Raw genomic sequence first — 21,576 nt, 5'->3', positions numbered from 1 at the left:
TCGTCACGCGGACGCGTTAACCTCGCGCCTCCCGACCCGGAGGCTCTCCGATGACCACCTTCCGCCGATTCCGAATCGCTTCGACCGCAGTCCTACTGCTCGCCGCTGTGCAGGCGCACGCCGCGATGCGCACCCGCAACGTCGACTGGACCGTGGGCACCGACAAGTTCCAAGGCGTGCTCGTCTATGACGACGCGGGCGGCAAGAGCCGTCCGGGCCTGGTGATGGTGCCGAACTGGATGGGCATCAACGCGTCGGCCGTAGAGAAGGCCAAGAAGGTCGCCGGCCGCGACTACGTCGTGCTGGTCGCGGACGTCTACGGGCGCGACGTGCGTCCGAAGGATCAGAAGGCGGCGGGCGCCGCGGCAGGCGCGCTGAAAGGCGATCGCCCCAAGCTGCGCGCGCGCATGCAGAAGGCCGTCGACGTGCTGCGTGCGCAGGCCGGCAGCGCGCCGCTGGATGCACGCCACATCGGCGCGTTCGGATTTTGTTTCGGCGGCACGTCGGTGCTGGAACTCGTTCGCGCAGGCGTTGCGCTCGACGGCGCGGTCACGCTGCACGCGGGCCTCGACGCCACCATGCCGGCCGCGCCCGGAGTCGCAAAGACACCGCTGCTTGTGCTCAACGGCGCAGCGGACAAGGGCGCGCCGCGCGACCTGGTCGCGACGTTCCAGTCGGAAATGACCAACGCGGGTGCCGACTGGCAGTTCGTCGACTTCGGCGGGGCGGTGCATTGCTTCGCGGAGCCGGATGCCGGCAACGACCCCAACAGCAATTGCCGCTACGACGCGAAGCAGGCGCCACGCGCGTACCGAATGATGGCCGACTTCTTCCGCGAACGATTCGCCGCGGCGTCCGCCGTCAAGCCTCGCGGCTGACGGCGTAGCGCGCGAGCCCGCGCAGCGCGTCGGTGTACGCGTTCGCGGGCAGGGCGCCGAGGGCGGCTTCGGCTCTCGCGGCATATTCATTCGCGCGATCGCGGCTGTAGTCGAGCCCGCCCGTCGCGCGGATCGCCGCGATGACTTCGTCGAGCGCATCGACGTCGCCGTTCGACACGATGTCGCGGAGACGCTCGGAGGGTCGTCGCGTTGCTGTGCTTGATCGCGTGGATCAGCGGCAGCGTCGCCTTGCCTTCGGCGAGATCGTCACCCAGGTTCTTGCCCAGCACGTCAGCATCGGCCGCGTAGTCCAGCACGTCGTCGGCAATCTGGAACGCGTAGCCGAGGTCGAGGCCAAAGGCTTCGAGCGCGTCGCATTGCTCCTTCGATGAGTCCGCGAGCAGGCCGCCAAGCCGCGTTGCCGCGGCGAACAGCACCGCGGTCTTGCGCTCGATCACGCGCAGGTACGCGGCTTCATCGGTGTCCGGATTGCGGATGTGCAGCAGCTGCAACACCTCGCCCTCGGCGATGCGATTGGTGGTGTCTGCAAGGATCTGCATGACCTCCATCCGCTGCAGTTCGACCATCAGCTGGAAGCTGCGCGAATACAGAAAGTCGCCGACCAGAACGCTCGCGGCATTGCCCCAAACCGCGTTTGCCGTGCGGCGGCCGCGGCGCATGTCGGACTCGTCGACGACGTCGTCGTGCAGCAGCGTAGCGGTGTGGATGAACTCGACCACCGCGGCGAGCTGGTGCGCGTTGGCGTCGATCGCGCGCTCGCCGCCGGCGGCACCCGTCGCGAGCAGAAGCAGCATCGGCCGCAGGCGCTTGCCGCCCGCGCCGATGATGTATTCGGCGACCTGGTTGATCAGCACCACGTCCGAGGCGAGGCGGTCCCGGATCAGGTGGTCGACCGCGGCCATCGGGGCCTTGGCGAGCGCCTGGATGTCGGACAGGGACGGGGACGGCATTCGACGCGTCTCGCTCGGTGGGAAAGCGGCCGGCGATTATAGGCGGCCGCCGTCGTCGCCCGGAGATTTCCGACGCGTCATCGGGGTGTCGGCCGACCGACACCGGCCGGCGGGTATACTTCAATGCCGGTCGTCACCACGACCCGGAAAGGACAGGACATATGGCACGCGGCGTCAACAAGGTCATTCTCGTCGGCAATCTCGGCAACGATCCCGAGGTCAAGTACACGCAGGGCGGCATGGCGATCACCTCGATCAGCCTCGCCACGACCAGCGTGCGCAAGGACCGCGAGGGCAACCAGCAGGAAAAGACCGAGTGGCACCGCGTCAAGCTGTTCGGCAAGCTCGGTGAGATCGCCGGCGAGTACCTGAAGAAGGGGCGTCAGGTCTACATCGAAGGCCGCATCGAGTACGGCTCGTACGAGAAGGACGGCATCAAGCACTACACGACCGACATCGTCGCCGACGAAATGCAGATGCTGGGCGGTGGTAGTGAAGGTGGCGGTGCCGGTGCAGGCGGCGGTGGACGCGGCGACTTCCGTGGGGGCGATCGCCCGCAGCGCGCCCCGCAGTCGGCCCCGGCTCCACGTCGCGAAGCACCGGCTGCGCGCAACAACGATTTCGGCAGCGACTTCGCGGACGACGACATTCCGTTCTGATCGTCGCCCGCCGTCCTGACCTCCACCAGGAGCATTCCGTTTGACCACTTGGCTTGTGACCGGCGGTGCCGGCTTCATTGGCGGTAACTTCGTGCTGGACGCCGTCCAGCGCGGCGTCCGCATAGTCAATCTCGACGCGCTGACCTACGCCGGCAATCTCGACACGCTTTCGTCGCTAGATGGCAACCCAAGCCACGTGTTCGTGCAGGGCGATATCGGCGACGCCGAGTTGGTCGAGCGCCTGCTCGCCGAGCACCAGCCCGATGCAGTGGTGAACTTCGCTGCGGAGAGCCACGTCGATCGATCGATCGATGGCCCGGCGGCGTTCGTCCACACCAACGTGGTCGGGACGCTGAGCCTGCTCGAACAAACCCGCGATTACTGGAAGTCGCTCGATGCGTCGCGTCGCGATGCATTCCGCTTCCTGCATGTGTCGACCGACGAGGTCTACGGCTCGCTCGGCGAAACGGGCAAGTTCACCGAGACGACGCCCTACGCGCCGAACTCGCCGTACTCGGCGTCGAAGGCGGCGTCCGATCATCTCGTGCGTGCGTTCCACCACACGTACGGCCTGCCGGTACTGACGACGAACTGCTCGAACAACTACGGGCCGTTCCAGTTCCCGGAAAAGCTCATCCCGCTGATCATCGCGCGCGCCTTGCGCGGCGAGCCGCTGCCGGTGTACGGCGACGGTCGCAACGTCCGCGACTGGCTGTTCGTCGGCGATCACTGCTCGGCGATCAGTCGCGTGCTGGAGGCGGGTCGCGTCGGCGAGACGTACAACGTCGGCGGTAATGCCGAGCGCGAGAACATCGAGGTCGTGCGCACCATCTGCCGGCTGCTGGACGCGAAGCGCCCGCTGGCCGACGGCCGTGCGCGGGAATCCCTGATCACGTTCGTCACCGACCGTCCCGGCCACGATCGCCGGTACGCGATCGATGCATCGAAGATCGAGAGCGAACTCGGCTGGTCGCCGACCGTTACCTTCGAAGAGGGCATCGAACGAACTGTCGACTGGTATCTCGAACACCAGCCGTGGGTCGATCGCGTGCTGGACGGCAGCTACCGACTCGAACGGATCGGGCAAGCATGAGCACGACCGGTCGCAAGGGCATCATCCTCGCGGGCGGTTCGGGCACGCGCCTGTATCCGATCACGCAGGCGATCAGCAAGCAGCTGCTGCCCGTCTACGACAAGCCGATGATCTATTACCCGCTGAGCGTGCTGATGCTCGCGGGAATTCGCGATGTGCTGGTGATCAACACTCCGCACGAGCAGGCGTTGTTCAAGACGCTGCTGGGTGACGGCTCGCAGTGGGGCATGCGGATCGAGTACGCGGTGCAGCCGAACCCGGATGGCCTCGCACAGGCGTTTCTGATCGGTGAGGAATTCCTGGCCGGCGCACCGAGCTGCCTCGTGCTCGGCGACAACATCTTCCATGGCCCTGGCTTGACCGCCATGCTGCATGAAGCCGACACGCGAACCGACGGCGCCACCGTCTTCGGATATTGGGTCAATGATCCGGAGCGCTACGGTGTTGCGGAGTTCGACGCGGACGGTCGTGTCGTCGGTATCGAAGAAAAGCCGTCGCAGCCGCGCTCGAACTACGCAGTGACCGGCCTTTATTTCTACGACGGTCGCGCGAGTGAGTTGGCCTCCAAGCTGAAACCTTCGCCGCGCGGCGAGCTCGAAATCACTGACCTGAATCGGGTTTATCTCGATCGGGGTGCATTGCACTTGCAACGGTTGGGTCGCGGGTATGCATGGCTGGATACCGGTACGCACCAGTCGCTTCTCGAGGCATCGAACTACATAGAGACGATCGAGGCGCGACAGGGCTTACGCGTGTGTTGCCCCGAGGAGATCGCGTGGAGTCACGGCTGGATCAGCAACGATGACTTGATTCGCCTTGCACAGCCACTCCGCAAAAACGGTTACGGAGCTTATCTGCTTGGCCTTATCGATCGAGGGCTGGTGCCGTGAAGCTGATTGAAACTGATCTGCCGGGCTGTGTGGTCCTTGAGCCAAAAGTTTTTGGCGATGACCGCGGCTTCTTCTACGAGTCGTTCAATCTGGACCGTCTTGGAACCCACGGGCTCGCCCCGACGTTCGTGCAGGGCAACGTGTCGTCGTCCAGCCGCGGCGTGCTGCGCGGCCTGCACTACCAGTGGCCGAATCCGCAGGGCAAGTACGTAACCGTTCTTCAGGGCGAGGTATGGGACGTCGCGGTGGATATCCGGCGTGGATCGCCCACGTTCGGAAAGTGGGCGGCGGTCGTCCTCAATGCAGAAAACAAGCGCCATTTCTGGATACCGGAAGGTTTCGCGCACGGGTTCGTCGTTACGAGCGAAACCGCGTTGTTCTCGTATCTATGTACAGCGACTTACGATCCGGCCGCCGACGCGTCGATCCGCTGGGATGACCCGATGCTTTCCATCGACTGGCCGGTGTCGAGTCCGTCGCTGTCAATGAAAGACGCAGACGCGCCGCTGCTGGGCGCTATTTCCCCTAGCCGGCTGCCGGCATTCGACGCATGACGACGCTCGTCATTGGCGCGAATGGCCAAGTCGGCCAGGCGCTGCTGAGTTATGCGCCGCGCGATGGGTCTTGGGTCGCGTCTTCGCGAAGTGGCGACACCGTCGGGGATGTGCGAACGCACGCGCTCGATGTCACTGACTCCGTGGCGGTGGCTTCGCTGATTTGCGAACTGCGACCTGAGGTCGTGATCAATGCGTCGGCGTTCACGGCAGTTGACCGCGCCGAAACAGAGCGCGATGCCGCGTTTGCAGTGAACGCACAGGCACCGCTCGCGATGGCGAACGCCTGTCACGAGGTCGGCGCGTTCCTCGTGCACTATTCGACTGATTACGTTTTCGATGGCAGCGGCAGCGAACCGTATCGCGAGATCGACGTCGTAGCGCCTCTCGGCGTATATGGACAGAGCAAGCTTGAGGGCGAGCGCGCGGTATTGGGCAACGCGGCGAGTTCGCTGGTCATCCGTACGGCTTGGGTCTATTCGCCGCACGGCCACAATTTTCTTCGCACGATGCTGCGCCTTGCGGCGGAACGCCCGGAGCTGCGGGTGGTAAATGATCAGGTCGGTGCGCCGACGACCGCCGATTTCATCGCCCACACGACTCTTGAGCTGCTTGCGCGCGATCGCCGTCCGACGGGGCTGTTGAATGTGGTATGCGCCGGCTCGACGAGCTGGCATGGGTTCGCATCCGCGATCGTTGATGGTGCCTTGGAACGCGGGATGCTCGCGCGTCGTCCGGCTGTTATCGGTATCTCCACGTCTGAGTTTCCAACTCCGGCGAAGCGCCCGGCGTATTCCGTGCTGTCGACGCAGAAGCTCGCCGCGATGGAGATCGTCCCGCCTGACTGGCGAGATGAGCTGGCGCGCACCCTGGATGCGATGTCAGGACGGAGCGGCGCGAACCCCTGATAATGGCGCTGGGAGCGGGCCCGGGGGTGGCCTGCCGCATCAGCCGAAGGGGGCCGCATGAAATCGTTGAAAACCGTGACCGTCGCTGTTGCGATGGCGTTCGCGTGGGCCGGCCAAGCGCATGCCGTGGACGTCGACTCATTCATCCGCCGCGACAAGTTCGAAGCCATCAAGATCTCGCCGAAGGGTGACTACTTCGCAGCGACGGTTCCGATGGAGGATCGAACGGCGCTTGTCGTGCTCCGGCGTAGTGACAACAAGCTCACCGGCAGCTTCGACCTTGGACGTAACACTGCCATTGCGGACTTCGACTGGGTCAACGATGAGCGTCTGCTCATCTCAGCAGCCGAAAAGTTTGGCGCTCTTGATCGCCCTTCGGCAACTGGTGAGCTTTACGGGATGAACGCCGACGGCTCGCACATGGAGCTGCTCGTCGGCTTCCGCGCACGCGGCGAGATGGGTACGCACATCAAGAAGAAGCAGGCCGAAGATGTGGCCGCGTTTCCAATCGATAGGCTGCGCGGTAGCGACAAGTTTGCGGTCGTGCATGTGATCCCGTTCGCGGCCGACCCTTACAGTCGGGCCGAGCGCATCGACGTGTACACCGGACAGCGTCAGCGTCTGGCCACTGCGCCCGTTCGAAATGCGAGTTTCGCGACGGACAATGAGGGTGTAGTTCGCTTCGCCGATGGCGAGGAAACGACTCTTGTCGGCAAGCTCTACTACCGCACCGGGGACGGTGCTGCGTGGGAACTCATCAATGATGAGTCGGTAACCGGGCATCGTGAGCACGCGATCGGGTTTTCCGAAGACAACCAGACGGCCTACCTCGAGGTGGACGACAAGACGCATCCCGCGCGCCTCGTAGCGTTCGACGTGAAAGCGCGGTCGCGTAAGGACCTGTTCGGGGACAAAGCGGCGGATCCGTCGGGCGTCATCTACCGCCACGGGACCGAGCAGCCGGTGGGCGTTATCTTCAACGACGGAAAGGGGCGCACGCAGTTCTTCGATCCGTCGAGCGCCGATGCACGGCTGCAGAAAAGTCTGGAGGCGGCGTTCCCCGGCAATCGTGTCTTCATCACGTCTGAAACAACCGATGGCGCGACGGCGCTCGTGCGCGTGTCAAGCGATCAGAACCCCGGCGACTACTACCTGTTCGATACGGTGGCGAAGAAGGCGCAACTGCTGCTCAGCCGCCGCGACTGGATGGATCCGGCGACCGTCCACGCGGCCGAACCCATTGTGTTCAAGGCGCGTGACGGGCTGGAAATCCACGGCTATCTGACCCGTCCCTCCGGCGCCGCCGGACGTCGCGTTCCCATGGTGGTGCTCCCGCACGGCGGCCCGTTCGGGATTTCGGACACGTGGGATTACGACTGGGAGCGCGACCTGCTGGCGAGCGCGGGATACGCCGTGTTGCAGGTCAACTTCCGCGGTTCAGGCGGTTACGGACGTGGTTTCCGCGAGGCCGGCGGCCGCCAGTGGGGCAAGGCAATGCAGGACGACCTCACCGATGCGACGCGCTGGGCGATCGGACAGGGCGTGGCCGATGCATCGAGGATCTGTCTGTACGGCGCGAGCTACGGCGGCTATGCCTCATTGATGGGCGTCGCTAAGGAACCGGGTCTCTATCGTTGCGCGGCAGGTTACGTCGGTGTCTATGACCTGCCGACCCTGTACACGAATGGCGACAGCAACGACACGCGCAGTGGCCGCAACTTCATCGAACAATGGATCGGCGCGAAGGACGAGTTGCCCGATTCGTCGTCGCCGACGAAGGTCGCGCGGCAGATCAAGGTGCCGGTTTTCCTCGCGGCGGGCGGGGAGGATCAGCGCGCCCCGATCCAGCACAGCAAGATGATGGAGCAGGCGTTGCGTCAGGCGGGCGTTCCGGTGGAGACGCTCTACTACGACACCGAAGGCCACGGCTTCTACAAGCTCGAGCACCAGCGCGAGTTCTACACGCGGCTGCTGGCGTTCCTCGCGAAGAACATCGGTGGTGAGGTCGCGACGACGTCGGCGGGTAGTGCGGCGACTGCGAAGTAACAACGAGACGTGATTTGCGCGAACGAGAAGGGCGCCCGAGGGCGCCCTTCTTTTTGCGTCGACGAAGCGGCGAAACGTCAATGCACGCCGTGCATCCACTTGCGCAGCAGTGGCGACAGGGCGAACGCTGCGATCGCGCAGCCGAGGCCGATCCACATCATCATCCAGAACAGGTGCGCGTACTTCGCGCCGGCTTCGACCATGTTGATCGTCGCGCCTTCCGCGATGTCGAGCGACGCCAGCTTGCCGAACAGGGCGGCCAGCGTTTCGGAGAACGCGGTGGCGAGGAACCATGTGCCCATCATCAGGCTGACGACGCTGCGCACGGACAGCTGCGTCACCGCGGACAGGCCGACCGGTGCGAGGCACATCTCGCCGACTTCGAGCACGAAGTAGGCGAGCACCAGCCACCACACACTCGCCATCGCACCCGTTGCGCCGGCGTGCTGCGCGGCCCATGCGAGCGGGATGAAGCTGAGGCCGCCGAACAGCAGGCCGAGTGCGGACTTGGTCGGCTTCGACGGATCCATCCCGCGACGCCCGAGGTACGCCCATAGCGCACCGAATGTCGGCGCAAGCAGCACGATGAACATCGCGCCGAGGTAGGTCAGTGAGCCGGCGGTCTGCGGCAGCACGAGCGCGTCGCGGACGAGGAACACCAGCATCGCGAGCACCGACAGGCCGAACAGCGCACGCGGCGCCGTCGACTGCGGGTTGCGGTCCGACAGCGATGCGGAGACCACGAACGCGAGCGGCGCGAGCAGCAGCGAGATGATCGACCACGGCACCGAGCGCATGAACTGCGCGAACGTCACCGCGGGCGCACCTGCGGCCTGCACGTCTGGCAGTTGCTGCACGAGCGATGGGACGATGTCCTTCGTCAGCATTCGGTCGGTGAACGTCACCCACGAGCCATAGGTCTGCTCGTACAGGGTGAAGAACACCAGGCACATCGCGATCAGCAGGATCAGTGCGTACATCTGCTGGCGCTGCACTGGTGTGCATCGAGTCGCGGTGAACCAGAAGAACCACACCAGCACGCCGACCATCACGAGGATCATCAGGCCGAGCGCGAGCGAGATGCCGCCGGGCAGGCGGAACACGCCATTCGCGACGGCGTACATCAGGCCTGCAACAGGAACGAGGCCGAGGATCGCACCGACGTAAATCGCCAGCTCACGGGGCAACCCGAACACGCGTTCGCGAAGTAGCTCCGGCCGCGGAGGTTCCGCATGGCCTTCGAGATATTTCTGGCCCCATAGGAACTGTCCGAGGCCGAGCGCCATGCCGATGCCGGCGGCGCCGAAGCCGTATTTCCAGCCGAGCGTCTGACCGAGATAACCGCAGACGATCGACGCGAACAACGCACCGAGGTTGATGCCCGCATAGAACAGCGAGAAGCCCGAGTCGCGACGCGGATCGTCTTCCGCGTACAGGCGTCCCACGATCGTCGAGATGTTCGGCTTGAGGAAGCCGACGCCCATGATGATCAGCGCGAGCGAGAGATAGAACGCGCGCAGTGCGGATTCGTCGCGCACGACGCTGCCGGCGATGACGTGCGCATCGTGGCCTTCGATCGTCATGCCGAGATGGCCGAGCACCAGCAGGATGCCGCCGAAGATCACGGCCTTGCGCGTACCGAGATAGCGGTCGGCGAGCATGCCGCCGAACACCGGGATGCAGTAGACGAGGCCGCCGTACGCGCCGAGCACGTCGTAGCCGGCGGCGTCCTTGAACAGGTGGTGCTTGAGCAGGAACAGCAGGAGCAGCGCCTTCATTCCGTAGAACGAAAAGCGCTCCCACATCTCGGTGAAGAAGCAGACGTAGACGCCCTTGGGATGGCCGAACAGGTCGCGACGGGGATCCGCGGCGAGCGCGGCGACATTCGAGGCTTGCGTCACGCACCACTCCGGCGTGCAAAAGGTGCCCGAGTATAGCCACGGCCCTGCGCGTGGCCGGGCAGGGCGCGTGCATCGTTCAGCGGCCTGCTCGCGTCGCGCCGGCGTGTTGCAGTGCACGACGCCGCGACCTCGCGCGAAGCCTGTACGCGCCACCACGCTGACGTCGCGAGGGATACGCAGCCGAACGGTACGCACGCACCACGCGTTCGCTTTGCCACCACCGGCCGTACGCCTACCATCGGCGACCTTGTCCGATCGTGGAGTTCCGATGCCTCGTCCCGCCCTGTTGCCCCTGATGGTCGCCGCCGTGCTGCCCTTCGCCGCGGGCGCCGCGCCACATGGCCTGCAACCCAAGGAACTGGCCACGCTCGACCGCTTTTCGTCCCCAGCGCTGACCCCGGACGGCAAGACACTCGTCTACGCGCGACGCGTCGTCGACTTCGACGCCAACAAGGCGTCGAGCGCACTGTGGACGCAGGGCACGGGGGGCTCGTCGCCGAAGTCGTCCAAGCGCATCACGCCGGAAGGCTGGAACGTGAACTCGCCGGACGTCTCCAAGGACGGCAAGCGCGTGTACTTCCTGAGCTCGAAGGGCGGCTCGTCGCAGCTGTACTACGTGCCCGTCGGTGGCGGCACGCCGGTGCAGGTCACCGCGCTCCCGATGGACGTCAACGCGTTCGCGCTGTCGCCGCAGGGCGATCGGGTCGCGGTGTCGATGGAATCGTTCGCCGACTGCGCGGCCGATCTCGCCTGCAACGCCAAGCACGCGCCGAAGACCGACACGCCGAAGACCAGCGGCGTGGAGTTCGACCACATGTTCATCCGCCACTGGGACGCGTGGAACGAAGGCAAGCTCAATCGCCTGTTCGTGGTCGACCTGCCGGGCGCCGGCAAGACCGCCGCGACCGCGAAGCTCGTCAGCGGAAACGTGGTCGCCGACGTGCCGTCGCGTCCATTCGGTGATTCGACCGAATTCGGCTGGTCGCCGGACGGCAAGTCCGTCGTATTCAGCGCGCGCAATTCCGACCGCGACGAACCGACGTCCACCAACTTCGATCTCTACCTCGCACCCGCCGACGGCGTGGGCGAGACGCGCAATCTCACTGCCGACAACAAGGCCTGGGACACGGGCGGCGTATTCAGCCCCGACGGCAAGACGCTGTACTACCGCGCGATGAAGCGCCCGGGCTTCGAGGCGGACCGCTTCGCGCTGATGGCGATGGACCTCGCGTCCGGCGCGACGCGCGAGATCGACCCGAAGTGGGACCGATCCGCCGACGGCATCACGCTGTCCAGCGATGGCAAGACGATCTACACCACCGCCGAGGACATGGGCGAGCATCCGCTGTGGGCGGTCGACATCGCATCGGGCGGCGTCACCAAGCTCGTCGGCGACGGCACGGTGTCTTCGTTCGACGTCGAGAACGACGTACTCGCATTCACCCGCAACTCGATGAAGTCGGGCGATCAGCTGTTCGCGGGTGGCCTCAACGGTGCGGGCGTGCACGCGCTTGGTCCGTCCGCCGGCGACATGCTCGGCGACGTGCGCTTCGGCGACTTCGAGCAGTTCAGTTTCAAGGGCTGGAACAACGACACGGTGCACGGCTATGTCGTGAAGCCGTGGAACTACCAGGAAGGCAAGACGTATCCCGTCGCATTCCTGATCCACGGTGGCCCCCAGGGCAGCTTCGGCAACGGCTGGAGCTATCGCTGGAATCCGCAGACGTATGCGGGTCAGGGCTACGCGGTGGTCATGATCGACTTCCACGGCTCGACCGGTTACGGCCAGGCATTCACCGACGCGATCAGCCAGCACTGGGGCGATCGCCCGCTCGAAGACCTGCAGAAGGGTTGGGCCGCCGCGCAGAAGCAGTACAGCTTCCTCGACGGCAACAAGGCCTGCGCGCTCGGCGCGAGCTACGGCGGCTACATGGTCTATTGGATCGCCGGCAACTGGAACCAGCCGTGGAAGTGCCTGGTCGACCACGACGGCGTATTCGACAACCGCATGATGGGTTACAGCACCGAGGAGCTGTGGTTCAGCCGCTGGGAAAACGGCGGCACGCCGTGGGAACACCCGGATCTGTACGAGAAGTACAACCCGGTGAACTACGTCAAGAACTGGCGCGTGCCGATGCTCGTCGTGCACAGCCAGCAGGACTTCCGCATCCCGGTGGAGCAGGGCATCGCGGCGTTCAGCGCGCTGCAGCAGAAGGGCATCGAGTCGAAGTTCCTGTATTTCCCCGACGAGAACCACTGGGTGCTCAAGCCGCAGAACAGCGTGAAGTGGCACGAGACGGTGAACGGCTGGCTGCGTCAGCACATCGGCCAGTAAGCGGGTCCAACCGCTGACCACGACGCCCGGCTTCGCAAGGTGCCGGGCGTTTTTATTGCGGGCGACGCGTTGACGGCCCGTAGCCGCGGTGTCGCGCAGGCTGCGTGCATGAACGACACGCAGAAGTGGCCCGACCGCCTGTGGATCGTCCGGCACGGCGAGTCGGCGGGAAACGTCGCGCGTGATCGTGCGCGTGCGACCGACGCACTGACGTACGACTACGGCACGCGCGATGCCGATGTTCCGCTGTCGCCGCTCGGCGAACGACAGGCCGATGCGCTCGGGCGATGGTTCGCTGCGTTGCCCGAACACGAACGTCCCGATGTGTTCCTGTGCTCGCCGTATGTGCGCACGCGGCAGACGCTGGCGCGCGTGCTGGAGCAGTGCGACATCGACTGCGATCGCATCCGTTTGGACGAACGACTGCGCGAGCGCGAGTTCGGCATCTTCGACGGACTCACGCGACTCGGTGTTCGCGATCGCTATCCCGACCAAGCACACGCGCTCGAAATGATCGGCAAGTTCTATCACCGCCCACCGGGCGGCGAGAGCTGGTGCGACGTGATCCTGCGGCTACGCAGCGTCGTGGACACGATCACGAGGGAGTACCGCTGCGACCGCGTGCTGATCGTCGCGCATCAGGTCACCGTGTTGTGCTTCCGCTACCTGCTCGAACGAATGACTGAAGCGCAGGTGCTGGAGATCGATCGGCAGAAGGATGTCGCGAACTGCTCGATCACCGGTTACGAGTTCGATCCCGTGCGCAGCAAGTCCGGCAAGCTCGTGCTGGAGCGTTACAACTTCGTCGCGCCGATCGTCGAGGCGGGCGAGCACGTGACCACCGAGCCCGACGTTCCGGCGGGGCCGAAGTGACGTCGCCGCGCGTCACCGCGATCGCGCCGGCGTGGTTGAAACGGCATCCGCTGCCACAGCCGTCGCATGAGGGGGACAAGGATGCGCGCGGCCGCATCCTCGTCATTGCAGGCGCGGGCGAGATGCCCGGCGCGGCGCTGTTGTCGGCGGTTGCGGCGTTGCGCGCGGGTGCGGGGAAGTTGCAGGTCGCGACGTGTGCGAGTGCGGCCCCGCTTGTCGCTGCAGCGGTGCCCGAGGCGCGCGTCGTGGCGCTACCGGAGACGAAGTCCGGCGCATTGGCGACTGCGGCACGTGGCCGCATCGAGGAGATGTCGCAGCATGCGGATGCGATCGTCGTCGGGCCGGGATTGCTGGAAGCCGATGCGACGTCGCGCATGCTCGCTGCATGGCTTGCTGCGCTTCCCGAAGTGCCTGTGGTGATCGACGCCGCGGCGCTGTGCGCGTTCGATCGTGGTGCCGATGCGATTACGGACAGTCGCGCGTTGCGCATCCTCACACCGCATGCGGGCGAAGCGGCGCGTCTGCTGGGCTGCGAGCGCGAGGTCGTGGAAGCGGATCCGCTGAAGCTTGGCGTCGAGATGGCGAAACGCTTCCGCGCCGTCTGCGTGATGAAGGGCGCTACCAGTTACGTGATCGATGGTGTCGCGCTGGATGACGGCCGCGGCGATGCGATCGTGTCGAACCGCTACGGAAACGTCGGGCTTGCGACGTCCGGATCGGGCGACACGCTGTCGGGGATCATCGGCGGGTTGGCGGCACGTGGCGTCGATCCGTTCCATGCGACGGCGTGGGGCGTGTATCTGCATGCGGCCGCGGGTGACGTGCTCGCGCGAGAGCAGGGCGGGCCGATGGGTTTCCTTGCGCGCGAACTGCTCGATGCGATTCCGCAAGTGATGCAGGCGAGGTCGGTGCAGCCGTCGCGACGCAAACCGACGCGCTGACTCGCTACTTGTGTGTGCTGTGCCGTGTGCTGGCCGGCGGCTTTGTCGTCGGAGTCGGCAGCGCGTTGATGTCGATCAGCACAGACGTGTGGTGATGCGCAGTGATCGCATGGAACAGCGTGCCCTCGATCCGCACGTGCTTGCCGATGTACGGGCGCAGGTCGAGGTCGGCGAAGGTGAGGGTGACTTCGCGCTGATCTTTTTCAGCCACATCGTCGCCGTCCGGGCTTGTCGTCGTGCAGATCGGCGCGTCGAGACGCAATAGGACCTGCCGCTCCCTGGAATCGGTGAGCGGATCTTCGCCGTAGTTCGGCGGACCGTAGAACGTGCGCGTGGACAACGTGCCCGACAGTTTGACCACCGTGGGGCCGTAGGGCAGACATTCCGCCCGCACCGCAACCGGTGCAAGCGCCAGCATCAGCGCGGCTGCGTTCTTCAACAGCATCTCGATCTCCCTCGCCCATAACGCGCCTGCAGACGCTCCCGAAAGAACGTCGCCTCGTCCATCGGCGCGATATCGGGGTGCGAACGCCGCATGTGCTGCACGTACACGTCGTAGTCGGGAATGCCGATCACCAGACGCGCCGTCTGCGCGAGATGGCGCCACGCGCGCGACAATGCACTGCGCGCAGCGTTAACCGACCGCGACATAGTCCGTCTCCCGCGCGGTCGGGCGTATGTCCCGACGCGCAGCCAGCATCGCGCGCACGCCGAAGAACGTGGTCGACAGCAGCACGCCGACGAACAGCACGCATAGGCCGGCGTCGAGCATGTTGTTGAACGCGACACGGTGCATGTCGGCGAGCGATTTCGCCGGCGCGATGATTTCGCCGCGCGCCGCGGCGTCGGAGAACTTCCGCGCCGCCGCCATAAAGCCGATCTTCGGATCCGGATGCAGCAGCTTTTCGCCACCCGCAGTTAGCGTGCACACGAGCAGCCACAGCGTCGCGATGCCCGGAATCCACAGGAATCTTTCGCGCTTCATGCGCACCATCACCACGCAGCAGAACACCAGTGCGATGCCGGCCAGCATCTGGTTGGCGATGCCGAACAGCGGCCACAGCGTGTTGATGCCGCCGAGCGGATCGACCACGCCCTGGTAGAGGAACCAGCCCCAGCCCGCGACCGCGAGCGCGGTGCACAGCAGATTGCCGACCCAGCTCTCGGTGTTGCGCAGCGGCGCGTACGCGAGGCCCGCGATCTCCTGGAACATGAAGCGCGCGACACGCGTGCCGGCGTCGATCGTTGTCAGGATGAACAGCGCCTCGAACAGGATCGCGTAGTGGTACCAGAACGCCATCATGCGTTCGCCGCCGCCCAGCTGCGCGAGGATCTGCGCCATGCCGACCGCGAGCGTCGGCGCGCCACCGGTACGCGACAGCACGGTTTCCTCTCCGATGGATTTCGCCGCGGCGGCGAGCGCATCGGGTGTGATCGCGAAACCCCATGCATTGATCGCGGTCGACGCGGAATCCAGCGTCGTACCGAGTGCAGCGGCGGGCGCATTCATCGCGAAGTACAGGCCCGGCTGCAGCACGCAGGCGGCGACCAGCGCCATCACCGCGACGAACGCTTCCATCAGCATCGCGCCGTAGCCGATCAGCGGGATGTCGCGTTCGTTGCCGAGCATCTTCGGCGTGGTGCCCGAGCTGATCAGCGCGTGGAAGCCCGACACCGAGCCGCAGGCAATCGTGATGAACAGGAACGGAAACAGCGTGCCGGTGAACACGGGGCCGGTGCCGTCGACGAAACGCGTCACCGCCGGCATGTGCAGGTCGGGCATCGCGAACAGGATCGCGAGCGCGAGGCCGACGATCGTGCCGATCTTGAGGAAGGTCGACAGGTAGTCGCGCGGCGCGAGCAGCAGCCACACCGGCAACACCGATGCGATGAAGCCGTAGCCGATAAGCAGCCAGGCGAGCGTCGTGCCCTGCAGGCGGAACAGCGCGCTCCACTGCGGATCGGCGGCGACGCGTCCGCCGATCGCGATGGACGCGAGCAACAGCACTAGCCCGATGATCGACACCTCGAGGATCCGGCCCGGCCGCACCCAGCGCAGGTAGACGCCCATCAGCAACGCGATCGGGATCGTCGTCGCGACCGTGAACGTGCCCCACGGGCTCTGCGCGAGCGCCTTGACGACGACCAAGGCCAGCACGGCGAGCAGGATCAACATGATCGCGGCGATGCCGAGCATCGAGATCGCGCCAGCGGCGTTGCCCATCTCGCTGCGGATCATTTCGCCCAGCGAACGGCCGTCGCGGCGCGTCGAAAAGAACAGCACCAGCATGTCCTGCACCGCGCCGGCGAACACCACGCCGAACAGGATCCACAGCGTGCCCGGCAGGTAGCCCATCTGCGCTGCGAGCACCGGGCCGACGAGGGGGCCCGCACCCGCGATCGCCGCGAAGTGGTGGCCGAACAGCACGCTGCGCTCGGTCGGCACGTAGTCGAGGCCGTCGTTGCGGCGATGCGCCGGTGTCAGCCGCGACGGATCGACGCCGATCGCCTTCGCGACGTAGCGCGCATAGAACCGGTAGGCGATGAAAAAGATGCTGGCCGATGCCGCGACCAGCCAGATCGCGCTCACCGTCTCGCCGCGATGCAGCGCGAGCACCGAAAGTGCCGCCACCGCGAGCAGGCCGAGTGCCGCCCAGAAAAGTCCCGCCAGTCCCCGCATCGCGCACCTCCAGAGAGGCGGCGAGCGTCTCGCGCGGCGGCGCGCGGGTCAATGTGCGATGCGGTAATCGAGTGCGCGAAACGCGCGACGCGGCGGTCGGCTACAGCCAGCGCGCCTTCTTGAACTTGCCGTACAGCGCGAGCACCACCAGCGCCATGAACCCGATCAGCACGTAGTAACTCCAGCGCCCGTGCAGCTCCGGCATGTGCTCGAAGTTCATGCCGTACCAGCTCGCGACCAGCGTCGGCGCCGCCAGCAGCGACGCCCAGGCACCGAGCCGCTTCACGATTTCGCCCTGCTGCACCGTCACCAGCGACAGGTTCACGCCAACCGCGGCCGTCAACATCTCGCGCAGCGTTTCGGTGGACGACTGGATGCGGATCGCGTGGTCCAGCACGTCGCGCAGGTAGGGCTGGATCGTCTCGTCGACCAGGCCGCCGGGCTCGCGCGTCAGATGGCTGACGATGTCCTGCAGCGGTTCGGCCGCCATGCGCAGCTCGGTGAGGTCGCGCTTGAGCCAGTACAGGCGCTGCACGGTTTCCTTGCGGAAATCCTCGGCGAAGATGTCTTTCTCGAGCTCGCCCAGCAGCCGGCCGTATTCATCGACGATCGGCATGAAGTTGTCGACGATCAGGTCGAGCACGGCGTACAGCGCTGCGCCGGGCCCATGCACCAGCAGCGCGCGTTCCCGCTCCATGCGTGCACGCGCCGTGGCGTAGCTGGACGACGCGCCGTGGCGCACCGTCACGATGTAGCGCGGGCCGACGAAGATGTGCGTCTCGCCGAAGCGGATCGCGCCGTCGGTGGTCTGCGCCGTGTGCACGGCGATGAACATCGAATCGCCGTAGGTCTCGAATTTCGGGCGCTGGTGCGCGTTCTGCGCATCCTCCACCGCCAGCGGATGCAGGCCGAACTCCTCCTGCAGTTTCTCCAGAACACTGGCGGCCGGCTCGTACAGGCCGACCCAGACCCAGCTGCCGTCGTCGACGGCCAGCACGTCGCTGATCTGCTCGATGCCGATGTCGCGACGCTCGCCCTCGCGCGTGTAGGCGGCGCAGTTGATGACGCACTGGGCGTAGGCGGCTTCGATCATGCGCCGATGCTAGCGGCCGGCGGGTGGCGCGTGTTGCGAAGGCCGGCCCAGAGACCGACGTGGATCGGCATCAGCAGGGCGATCCAGCGTGCGTTGTCCTGCGCGCCCGACTCCAGCCACAGCGAGAACATCGCCAGCACCGCAAGGCCCGCGAGCACCGGCAGCACGCGCTGCAGCAGCGCGCCCGACGCGCGGCCGCGCAGCACGCGCCACGCACCCGGCAGGCCGAGCCATGCGAGCGGATTCAGCAGCAGCAGGTTGCGGTTAGCCCAAGCGAACTCGTGCACGGTTCCGAGCCACAGGAACAGCATCAGCGCGCCGACCACGCCGGCGAGCGTCCAGAACACCAGTGCAAACGCGGCGACCGGGCGCGGACGATGCGGGCCGGCGGTGCCCAGCAGTGCGCCGAGGATCAATCCGACCGCCAGCCACGGCCACGGCGAGCGCGCCACGTCGGCGGGTTCCGGGGCGATGCGATGCGGCAGCACGCGCGTTTCGCCGTCGACCAGTGGATGGCCATCGATCTCGACCTCGCGCAGCGACGCGGCGAGGCGCATCGGGACGAAAGCTTCTTCCCACAGCGATAGTGGGCGGTCCGATCGCGGCCCGAGGCCGACGTCGAAACCGGTCCACATCCACGTGGCAGGCGACGCCAGGCGCGTGGCCTCGCTGCGATACGTGGTGCCGTGCGAGCGCCCCGACAGCTGGCGATGCAGCTCGCCGCCGAGCACGCGGTCGATCGCGTCGCGCACCCGCCGTGGCGCAGTTGTCGCGGAAGTAGTCGTAGTCGTACGTCGCGTTCTCGGGCAACGCGTTGGTCGCGAGCGCGTCGGCAAGTTGGGTTGCCTGCGCATCGGTCAGTCGCAGCCACTGGATCGAGACGCCGCGGCCTTCGTCGCGATACATGACCATGTCCCGCTCGAAGGGCAGGGCGGCGAGCTGGTAACGCATCTTCCCGTGCACGAAGTTGCCGACGAAGCCGGGCTCGGACGGGTCGAAGAAGCCGAAGTTGTACGAGGTTGCGGCGCCGGTGGCGGAATCGACCACGACGATCGCGTCGTGGCCGAAACGCTCCCAGAACACTTCGCCCGGCTGCATGGTCGCCACGCCGATGCGCGGCGCGGCGGACGCCACGAACGGCGCCAGCAGCATCAACAACATGAGCAGCGCGCGGACGATTCCGCTGGCGCTGCGATCAGGCCTCGCCATGCACGCCCACGTGGAAGGCGTGCACGCGGCGGGCGTCGGCGCCGGCCACGCGAAACACGAAGCGGTCGAGCGTGAGTTCCTCGCCGGCTTCCGGCAGGTGGCCGATCGCGGCGGTCACCAGGCCGCCGATGGTGTCGTATTCGTCGTCGTCGAAATCCGCACCGAACCGCTCGTTGAAATCGGCGATCGGCGTGAGGGCATCGACCACGAACTGGCCGTCGGTCTGCGCGGCGATCAGCGCGTTCGGATCGGCGGCTTCGTCGTGCTCGTCGTCGATCTCGCCGACGATCTGCTCCAGCACGTCCTCGATGGTGATCAGGCCGGCGACGCCGCCGTGCTCGTCGATGACGATGGCCATGTGGTTGCGTGACTGGCGGAACTCGCGCAGCAGCACGTCCAGCGGCTTGGATTCGGGAATCAGCAGCGCGGGGCGCAGAAGTTCGTGGATCGTCGCCGGGCCATGGTCGGCCACCACGCCGCGCAGCAGGTCCTTGGCCAGCAGCACGCCGAGCACCTCGTCGCGATCCTCGCCATGCACCGGGAAACGCGAATGGCCGGACTCGACCACCATGTGCATGAGGTCGAGGAAGCGCGTGTCGGCGGGCAGCGAGACCATCTGCGAGCGCGGGATCATCACGTCGCCGACGGTCATGTCGGACACCGCGATCGCGCCTTCCATCATGCGCAGCGTGTCGGCCTCGATCAGGCCATCGTTCTGCGCATCGCGCAGCAGTTCGACGAGATCCTCGCGGTTGGAGGGCTCGCCGGACAGAACGGAACTGATCCGTTCGAACCAGGAGCGGCGGTCGCCGCCGCGTTCGTGGTGGTGGGTACTACTGTCGTCCTCGGACATGTCTTCGCATCAGTGCGCCGCTCGGGGCGGCGGCGCCAGTCTAGCGGCTTGCTGCAGCCGGTCCGTGGAGATGGGGTGGAGACGCGGCGGTTTCAACCGGCTGCGCGGCCGTCAGTACGGGTCGGCGATGCCCAGCCCGGCGAGGATCGTGCTCTCGCGGGACTCCATGGCCTCGGCCTGGTCGTCTTCGACGTGATCCCAGCCGAGCAGGTGCAGCACGCCGTGGACGGTGAGGTGGGCGTAGTGGTCGGCGGGCTTCTTGCCCTGTTCGGCGGCCTCACGGGCGACCACGTCGGCGCAGATCACGAGGTCGCCGAGGTCGGGCAGCTCGATATCGTCCGGCAGGCCTTCCGGGCGCTCGGCCGGGAAGCTCAGCACGTTGGTCGCGTAGTCCTTGCCGCGGTAGGTGCGGTTGAGCTCGCGGCCCTCGTCGGGCGCGACGATGCGGATGTCGACCGATGCGGGCGCGTCGCGATCGTGCAGTGCCGCCGCCACCCACTTCGCGAAGCTCGCCGACGACGGCACGCCCTTGCGCGCCGTCGCGTAGCTGACGCTGACTTCCGGTTGCACCGACATCGCGTTCTCCGCGCGTCAGCTCCGGCCGGCGGCCGCGTCGGCTGCCGCGTCGCGCGCATCGTAGGCGGTCACGATGCGGGCCACCAGCGGATGACGCACCACGTCGCGCGCCTCGAAGAAGGTGAAGCTGATGCCTTCGACGCCACGCAGCACTTCGATCGCGTCTTTGAGCCCGGACTTCTGGTGCTTGGGCAGATCGATCTGCGTCATGTCGCCTGTCACCACCGCGGTGCTGCCGAAGCCGATGCGCGTCAGGAACATCTTCATCTGCTCGACGGTGGTGTTCTGCGCTTCGTCGAGGATCACGTACGCATCGTTGAGCGTTCGGCCGCGCATGTAGGCCAGCGGCGCGATCTCGATGACGTTGCGCTCGAGCAGCTTGGCCACCTTCTCGACGCCGAGCATCTCGTACAGCGCGTCGTACAGCGGGCGTAGGTACGGGTCGACCTTCTGCGTCAGATCGCCCGGCAGGAAGCCGAGTTTCTCGCCTGCTTCCACGGCAGGCCGCACGAGGATGATGCGCTGCACGCGCGTCGAGTTGAGCGCTTCAACGGCGCTCGCAACGGCGAGGAACGTCTTGCCGGTACCGGCCGGGCCGATGCCGAAGTTGATGTCGTTCATCGCGATGGCGTGCAGGTAGCGCGCCTGGTTCTCGCCGCGCGCACGCAGGTTGCCGCGCTTCACTCGAATGACGACTTCCTGCGGCTCCACATCGTCCGCCATGCGCTGCTGCATGCCGGCATCCGACAGACGCAGGTGAATGGCGTGCTCGCTCAGCGTTTCGCTCTGCGTGTCGTCCCACAACTCGTGGATGAGGCGGTCCGCCTGCTGCGCCGCGGCCGGCGTGCCGGTCACGCGGAACACGTTGCCGCGGTTGGCGACCTGTACGCCCAGCCGCAGTTCGACCAGGCGCATGTGCGCGTCGAACGGGCCGGACAGGTTGGCGAGGCGCTCGGGATCGGGCGGGTCGAGGACGAAGTCGCGATGGATCAGGTCAGCCATGCGGAAAGGGCTCGTGGAGTCGGGCGAACGATGCACGGACGGGCGAAAGCGGCGCGTGATCTTGGGGCAGGCGGTCGGCTACGCGTCGCCACGGCGGGTCGCGCGGCGTTACGC

At 66.2% G+C, this 21,576-nt stretch carries 19 protein-coding genes and 2 pseudogenes; 10 read left to right on the top strand and 11 right to left on the bottom strand.

Annotated elements, in window-relative coordinates:
- The first annotated feature begins 50 nt into the window (after nucleotides 1-50).
- On the top strand, nucleotides 51-878 hold the full coding sequence (locus ACVWZN_RS07055; protein ID WP_456953191.1) for a dienelactone hydrolase family protein: 828 nt from the start codon (nucleotides 51-53) through the stop codon (nucleotides 876-878).
- Here ACVWZN_RS07055 and ACVWZN_RS07050 read toward each other — a convergent pair.
- Nucleotides 862-1,849, bottom strand: a pseudogene (locus ACVWZN_RS07050) (polyprenyl synthetase family protein). The gene ACVWZN_RS07055 and the pseudogene ACVWZN_RS07050 overlap by 17 nt on opposite strands.
- 161 nt (nucleotides 1,850-2,010) lie before the next feature.
- On the opposite strand from ACVWZN_RS07050, the gene ssb reads away from it, so the two are divergent.
- From ssb to ACVWZN_RS07020, 6 genes are read left to right on the top strand one after another with little or no spacing between them, the layout of a single operon-like run.
- The gene (gene ssb / locus ACVWZN_RS07045) at nucleotides 2,011-2,508 is read left to right on the top strand and encodes a single-stranded DNA-binding protein (RefSeq protein WP_456953190.1); all 498 of its coding nucleotides are present in this window, start codon (nucleotides 2,011-2,013) and stop codon (nucleotides 2,506-2,508) included.
- A 40-nt stretch (nucleotides 2,509-2,548) separates the two neighbouring features.
- Nucleotides 2,549-3,601 (top strand): dTDP-glucose 4,6-dehydratase, encoded by a 1,053-nt coding sequence (gene rfbB / locus ACVWZN_RS07040; RefSeq protein WP_456953189.1) that lies wholly within the window; start codon nucleotides 2,549-2,551, stop codon nucleotides 3,599-3,601.
- Nucleotides 3,598-4,491, top strand: a complete 894-nt coding sequence (gene rfbA, locus ACVWZN_RS07035) for a glucose-1-phosphate thymidylyltransferase RfbA (RefSeq protein ID WP_456953188.1) — start codon at nucleotides 3,598-3,600, stop codon at nucleotides 4,489-4,491. The genes rfbB and rfbA overlap by 4 nt, the downstream gene beginning before the upstream one ends.
- Nucleotides 4,488-5,045 (top strand): dTDP-4-dehydrorhamnose 3,5-epimerase, encoded by a 558-nt coding sequence (rfbC, locus tag ACVWZN_RS07030; RefSeq protein WP_456953187.1) that lies wholly within the window; start codon nucleotides 4,488-4,490, stop codon nucleotides 5,043-5,045. The genes rfbA and rfbC overlap by 4 nt, the downstream gene beginning before the upstream one ends.
- Nucleotides 5,042-5,953 (top strand): dTDP-4-dehydrorhamnose reductase, encoded by a 912-nt coding sequence (rfbD, locus tag ACVWZN_RS07025; RefSeq protein WP_456953186.1) that lies wholly within the window; start codon nucleotides 5,042-5,044, stop codon nucleotides 5,951-5,953. Before rfbC ends, rfbD begins: the two co-directional genes overlap by 4 nt.
- 57 nt (nucleotides 5,954-6,010) lie before the next feature.
- Entirely contained in the window at nucleotides 6,011-7,999 is a 1,989-nt protein-coding gene (locus tag ACVWZN_RS07020; RefSeq protein ID WP_456953185.1) for an alpha/beta hydrolase family protein, read from the top strand.
- Nucleotides 8,000-8,076: 77 nt separating this feature from the next.
- On the opposite strand, the gene ACVWZN_RS07015 is transcribed toward ACVWZN_RS07020, so the two are convergent.
- On the bottom strand, nucleotides 8,077-9,900 hold the full coding sequence (locus ACVWZN_RS07015) for a peptide MFS transporter (protein WP_456953184.1): 1,824 nt from the start codon (nucleotides 9,898-9,900) through the stop codon (nucleotides 8,077-8,079).
- A gap of 268 nt (nucleotides 9,901-10,168) precedes the next feature.
- Between ACVWZN_RS07015 and ACVWZN_RS07010 the strand changes: the two genes are divergently transcribed.
- The 3 genes from ACVWZN_RS07010 (at nucleotide 10,169) to ACVWZN_RS07000 (ending at nucleotide 14,049) form a co-directional block, all read left to right on the top strand.
- Entirely contained in the window at nucleotides 10,169-12,235 is a 2,067-nt protein-coding gene (locus tag ACVWZN_RS07010) for a prolyl oligopeptidase family serine peptidase (RefSeq protein ID WP_456953183.1), read from the top strand.
- Between the two features lie 108 nt (nucleotides 12,236-12,343).
- Nucleotides 12,344-13,108 (top strand): histidine phosphatase family protein, encoded by a 765-nt coding sequence (locus tag ACVWZN_RS07005; RefSeq protein WP_456953182.1) that lies wholly within the window; start codon nucleotides 12,344-12,346, stop codon nucleotides 13,106-13,108.
- Complete coding sequence (locus ACVWZN_RS07000) at nucleotides 13,105-14,049, top strand: NAD(P)H-hydrate dehydratase (protein WP_456953181.1); 945 nt, start codon at nucleotides 13,105-13,107, stop codon at nucleotides 14,047-14,049. Before ACVWZN_RS07005 ends, ACVWZN_RS07000 begins: the two co-directional genes overlap by 4 nt.
- A gap of 4 nt (nucleotides 14,050-14,053) precedes the next feature.
- On the opposite strand, the gene ACVWZN_RS06995 is transcribed toward ACVWZN_RS07000, so the two are convergent.
- The 9 genes and pseudogenes from ACVWZN_RS06995 to ACVWZN_RS06955 all read right to left on the bottom strand — a co-directional run bounded on the left by ACVWZN_RS06995 (nucleotide 14,054) and on the right by ACVWZN_RS06955 (nucleotide 21,462).
- Nucleotides 14,054-14,494, bottom strand: a complete 441-nt coding sequence (locus tag ACVWZN_RS06995) for a DUF4431 domain-containing protein (RefSeq protein WP_456953180.1) — start codon at nucleotides 14,492-14,494, stop codon at nucleotides 14,054-14,056.
- Nucleotides 14,485-14,700 carry a YbdD/YjiX family protein gene (locus ACVWZN_RS06990; RefSeq protein ID WP_456953179.1) on the bottom strand — a complete coding sequence of 72 codons (216 nt, stop codon included), beginning with the start codon at nucleotides 14,698-14,700 and terminating at the stop codon, nucleotides 14,485-14,487. Before ACVWZN_RS06990 ends, ACVWZN_RS06995 begins: the two co-directional genes overlap by 10 nt.
- Nucleotides 14,684-16,729, bottom strand: coding sequence for a carbon starvation CstA family protein (locus ACVWZN_RS06985; protein ID WP_456953178.1), 2,046 nt, complete (start codon nucleotides 16,727-16,729; stop codon nucleotides 14,684-14,686). Before ACVWZN_RS06985 ends, ACVWZN_RS06990 begins: the two co-directional genes overlap by 17 nt.
- 100 nt (nucleotides 16,730-16,829) lie before the next feature.
- Nucleotides 16,830-17,822, bottom strand: a complete 993-nt coding sequence (corA, locus tag ACVWZN_RS06980) for a magnesium/cobalt transporter CorA (protein WP_027083420.1) — start codon at nucleotides 17,820-17,822, stop codon at nucleotides 16,830-16,832.
- Entirely contained in the window at nucleotides 17,819-18,574 is a 756-nt protein-coding gene (locus tag ACVWZN_RS06975; protein WP_456953177.1) for a hypothetical protein, read from the bottom strand. Before ACVWZN_RS06975 ends, corA begins: the two co-directional genes overlap by 4 nt.
- Before the next feature lie 61 nt (nucleotides 18,575-18,635).
- Nucleotides 18,636-18,920: pseudogene (locus ACVWZN_RS06970) on the bottom strand (lipoprotein N-acyltransferase Lnb domain-containing protein); the annotation flags it as partial.
- A gap of 97 nt (nucleotides 18,921-19,017) precedes the next feature.
- On the bottom strand, nucleotides 19,018-19,884 hold the full coding sequence (locus tag ACVWZN_RS06965) for a transporter associated domain-containing protein (protein WP_027083421.1): 867 nt from the start codon (nucleotides 19,882-19,884) through the stop codon (nucleotides 19,018-19,020).
- Between the two features lie 111 nt (nucleotides 19,885-19,995).
- Nucleotides 19,996-20,460 carry an rRNA maturation RNase YbeY gene (ybeY, locus tag ACVWZN_RS06960; RefSeq protein ID WP_456953176.1) on the bottom strand — a complete coding sequence of 155 codons (465 nt, stop codon included), beginning with the start codon at nucleotides 20,458-20,460 and terminating at the stop codon, nucleotides 19,996-19,998.
- Nucleotides 20,461-20,475: 15 nt separating this feature from the next.
- Nucleotides 20,476-21,462 (bottom strand): PhoH family protein, encoded by a 987-nt coding sequence (locus tag ACVWZN_RS06955; RefSeq protein WP_456953175.1) that lies wholly within the window; start codon nucleotides 21,460-21,462, stop codon nucleotides 20,476-20,478.
- Nucleotides 21,463-21,576 lie beyond the last annotated feature (114 nt).

This window comes from Lysobacter sp. HA35, from assembly GCF_054061195.1.
This window is presented reverse-complemented; position numbering and strand designations above follow the sequence as displayed.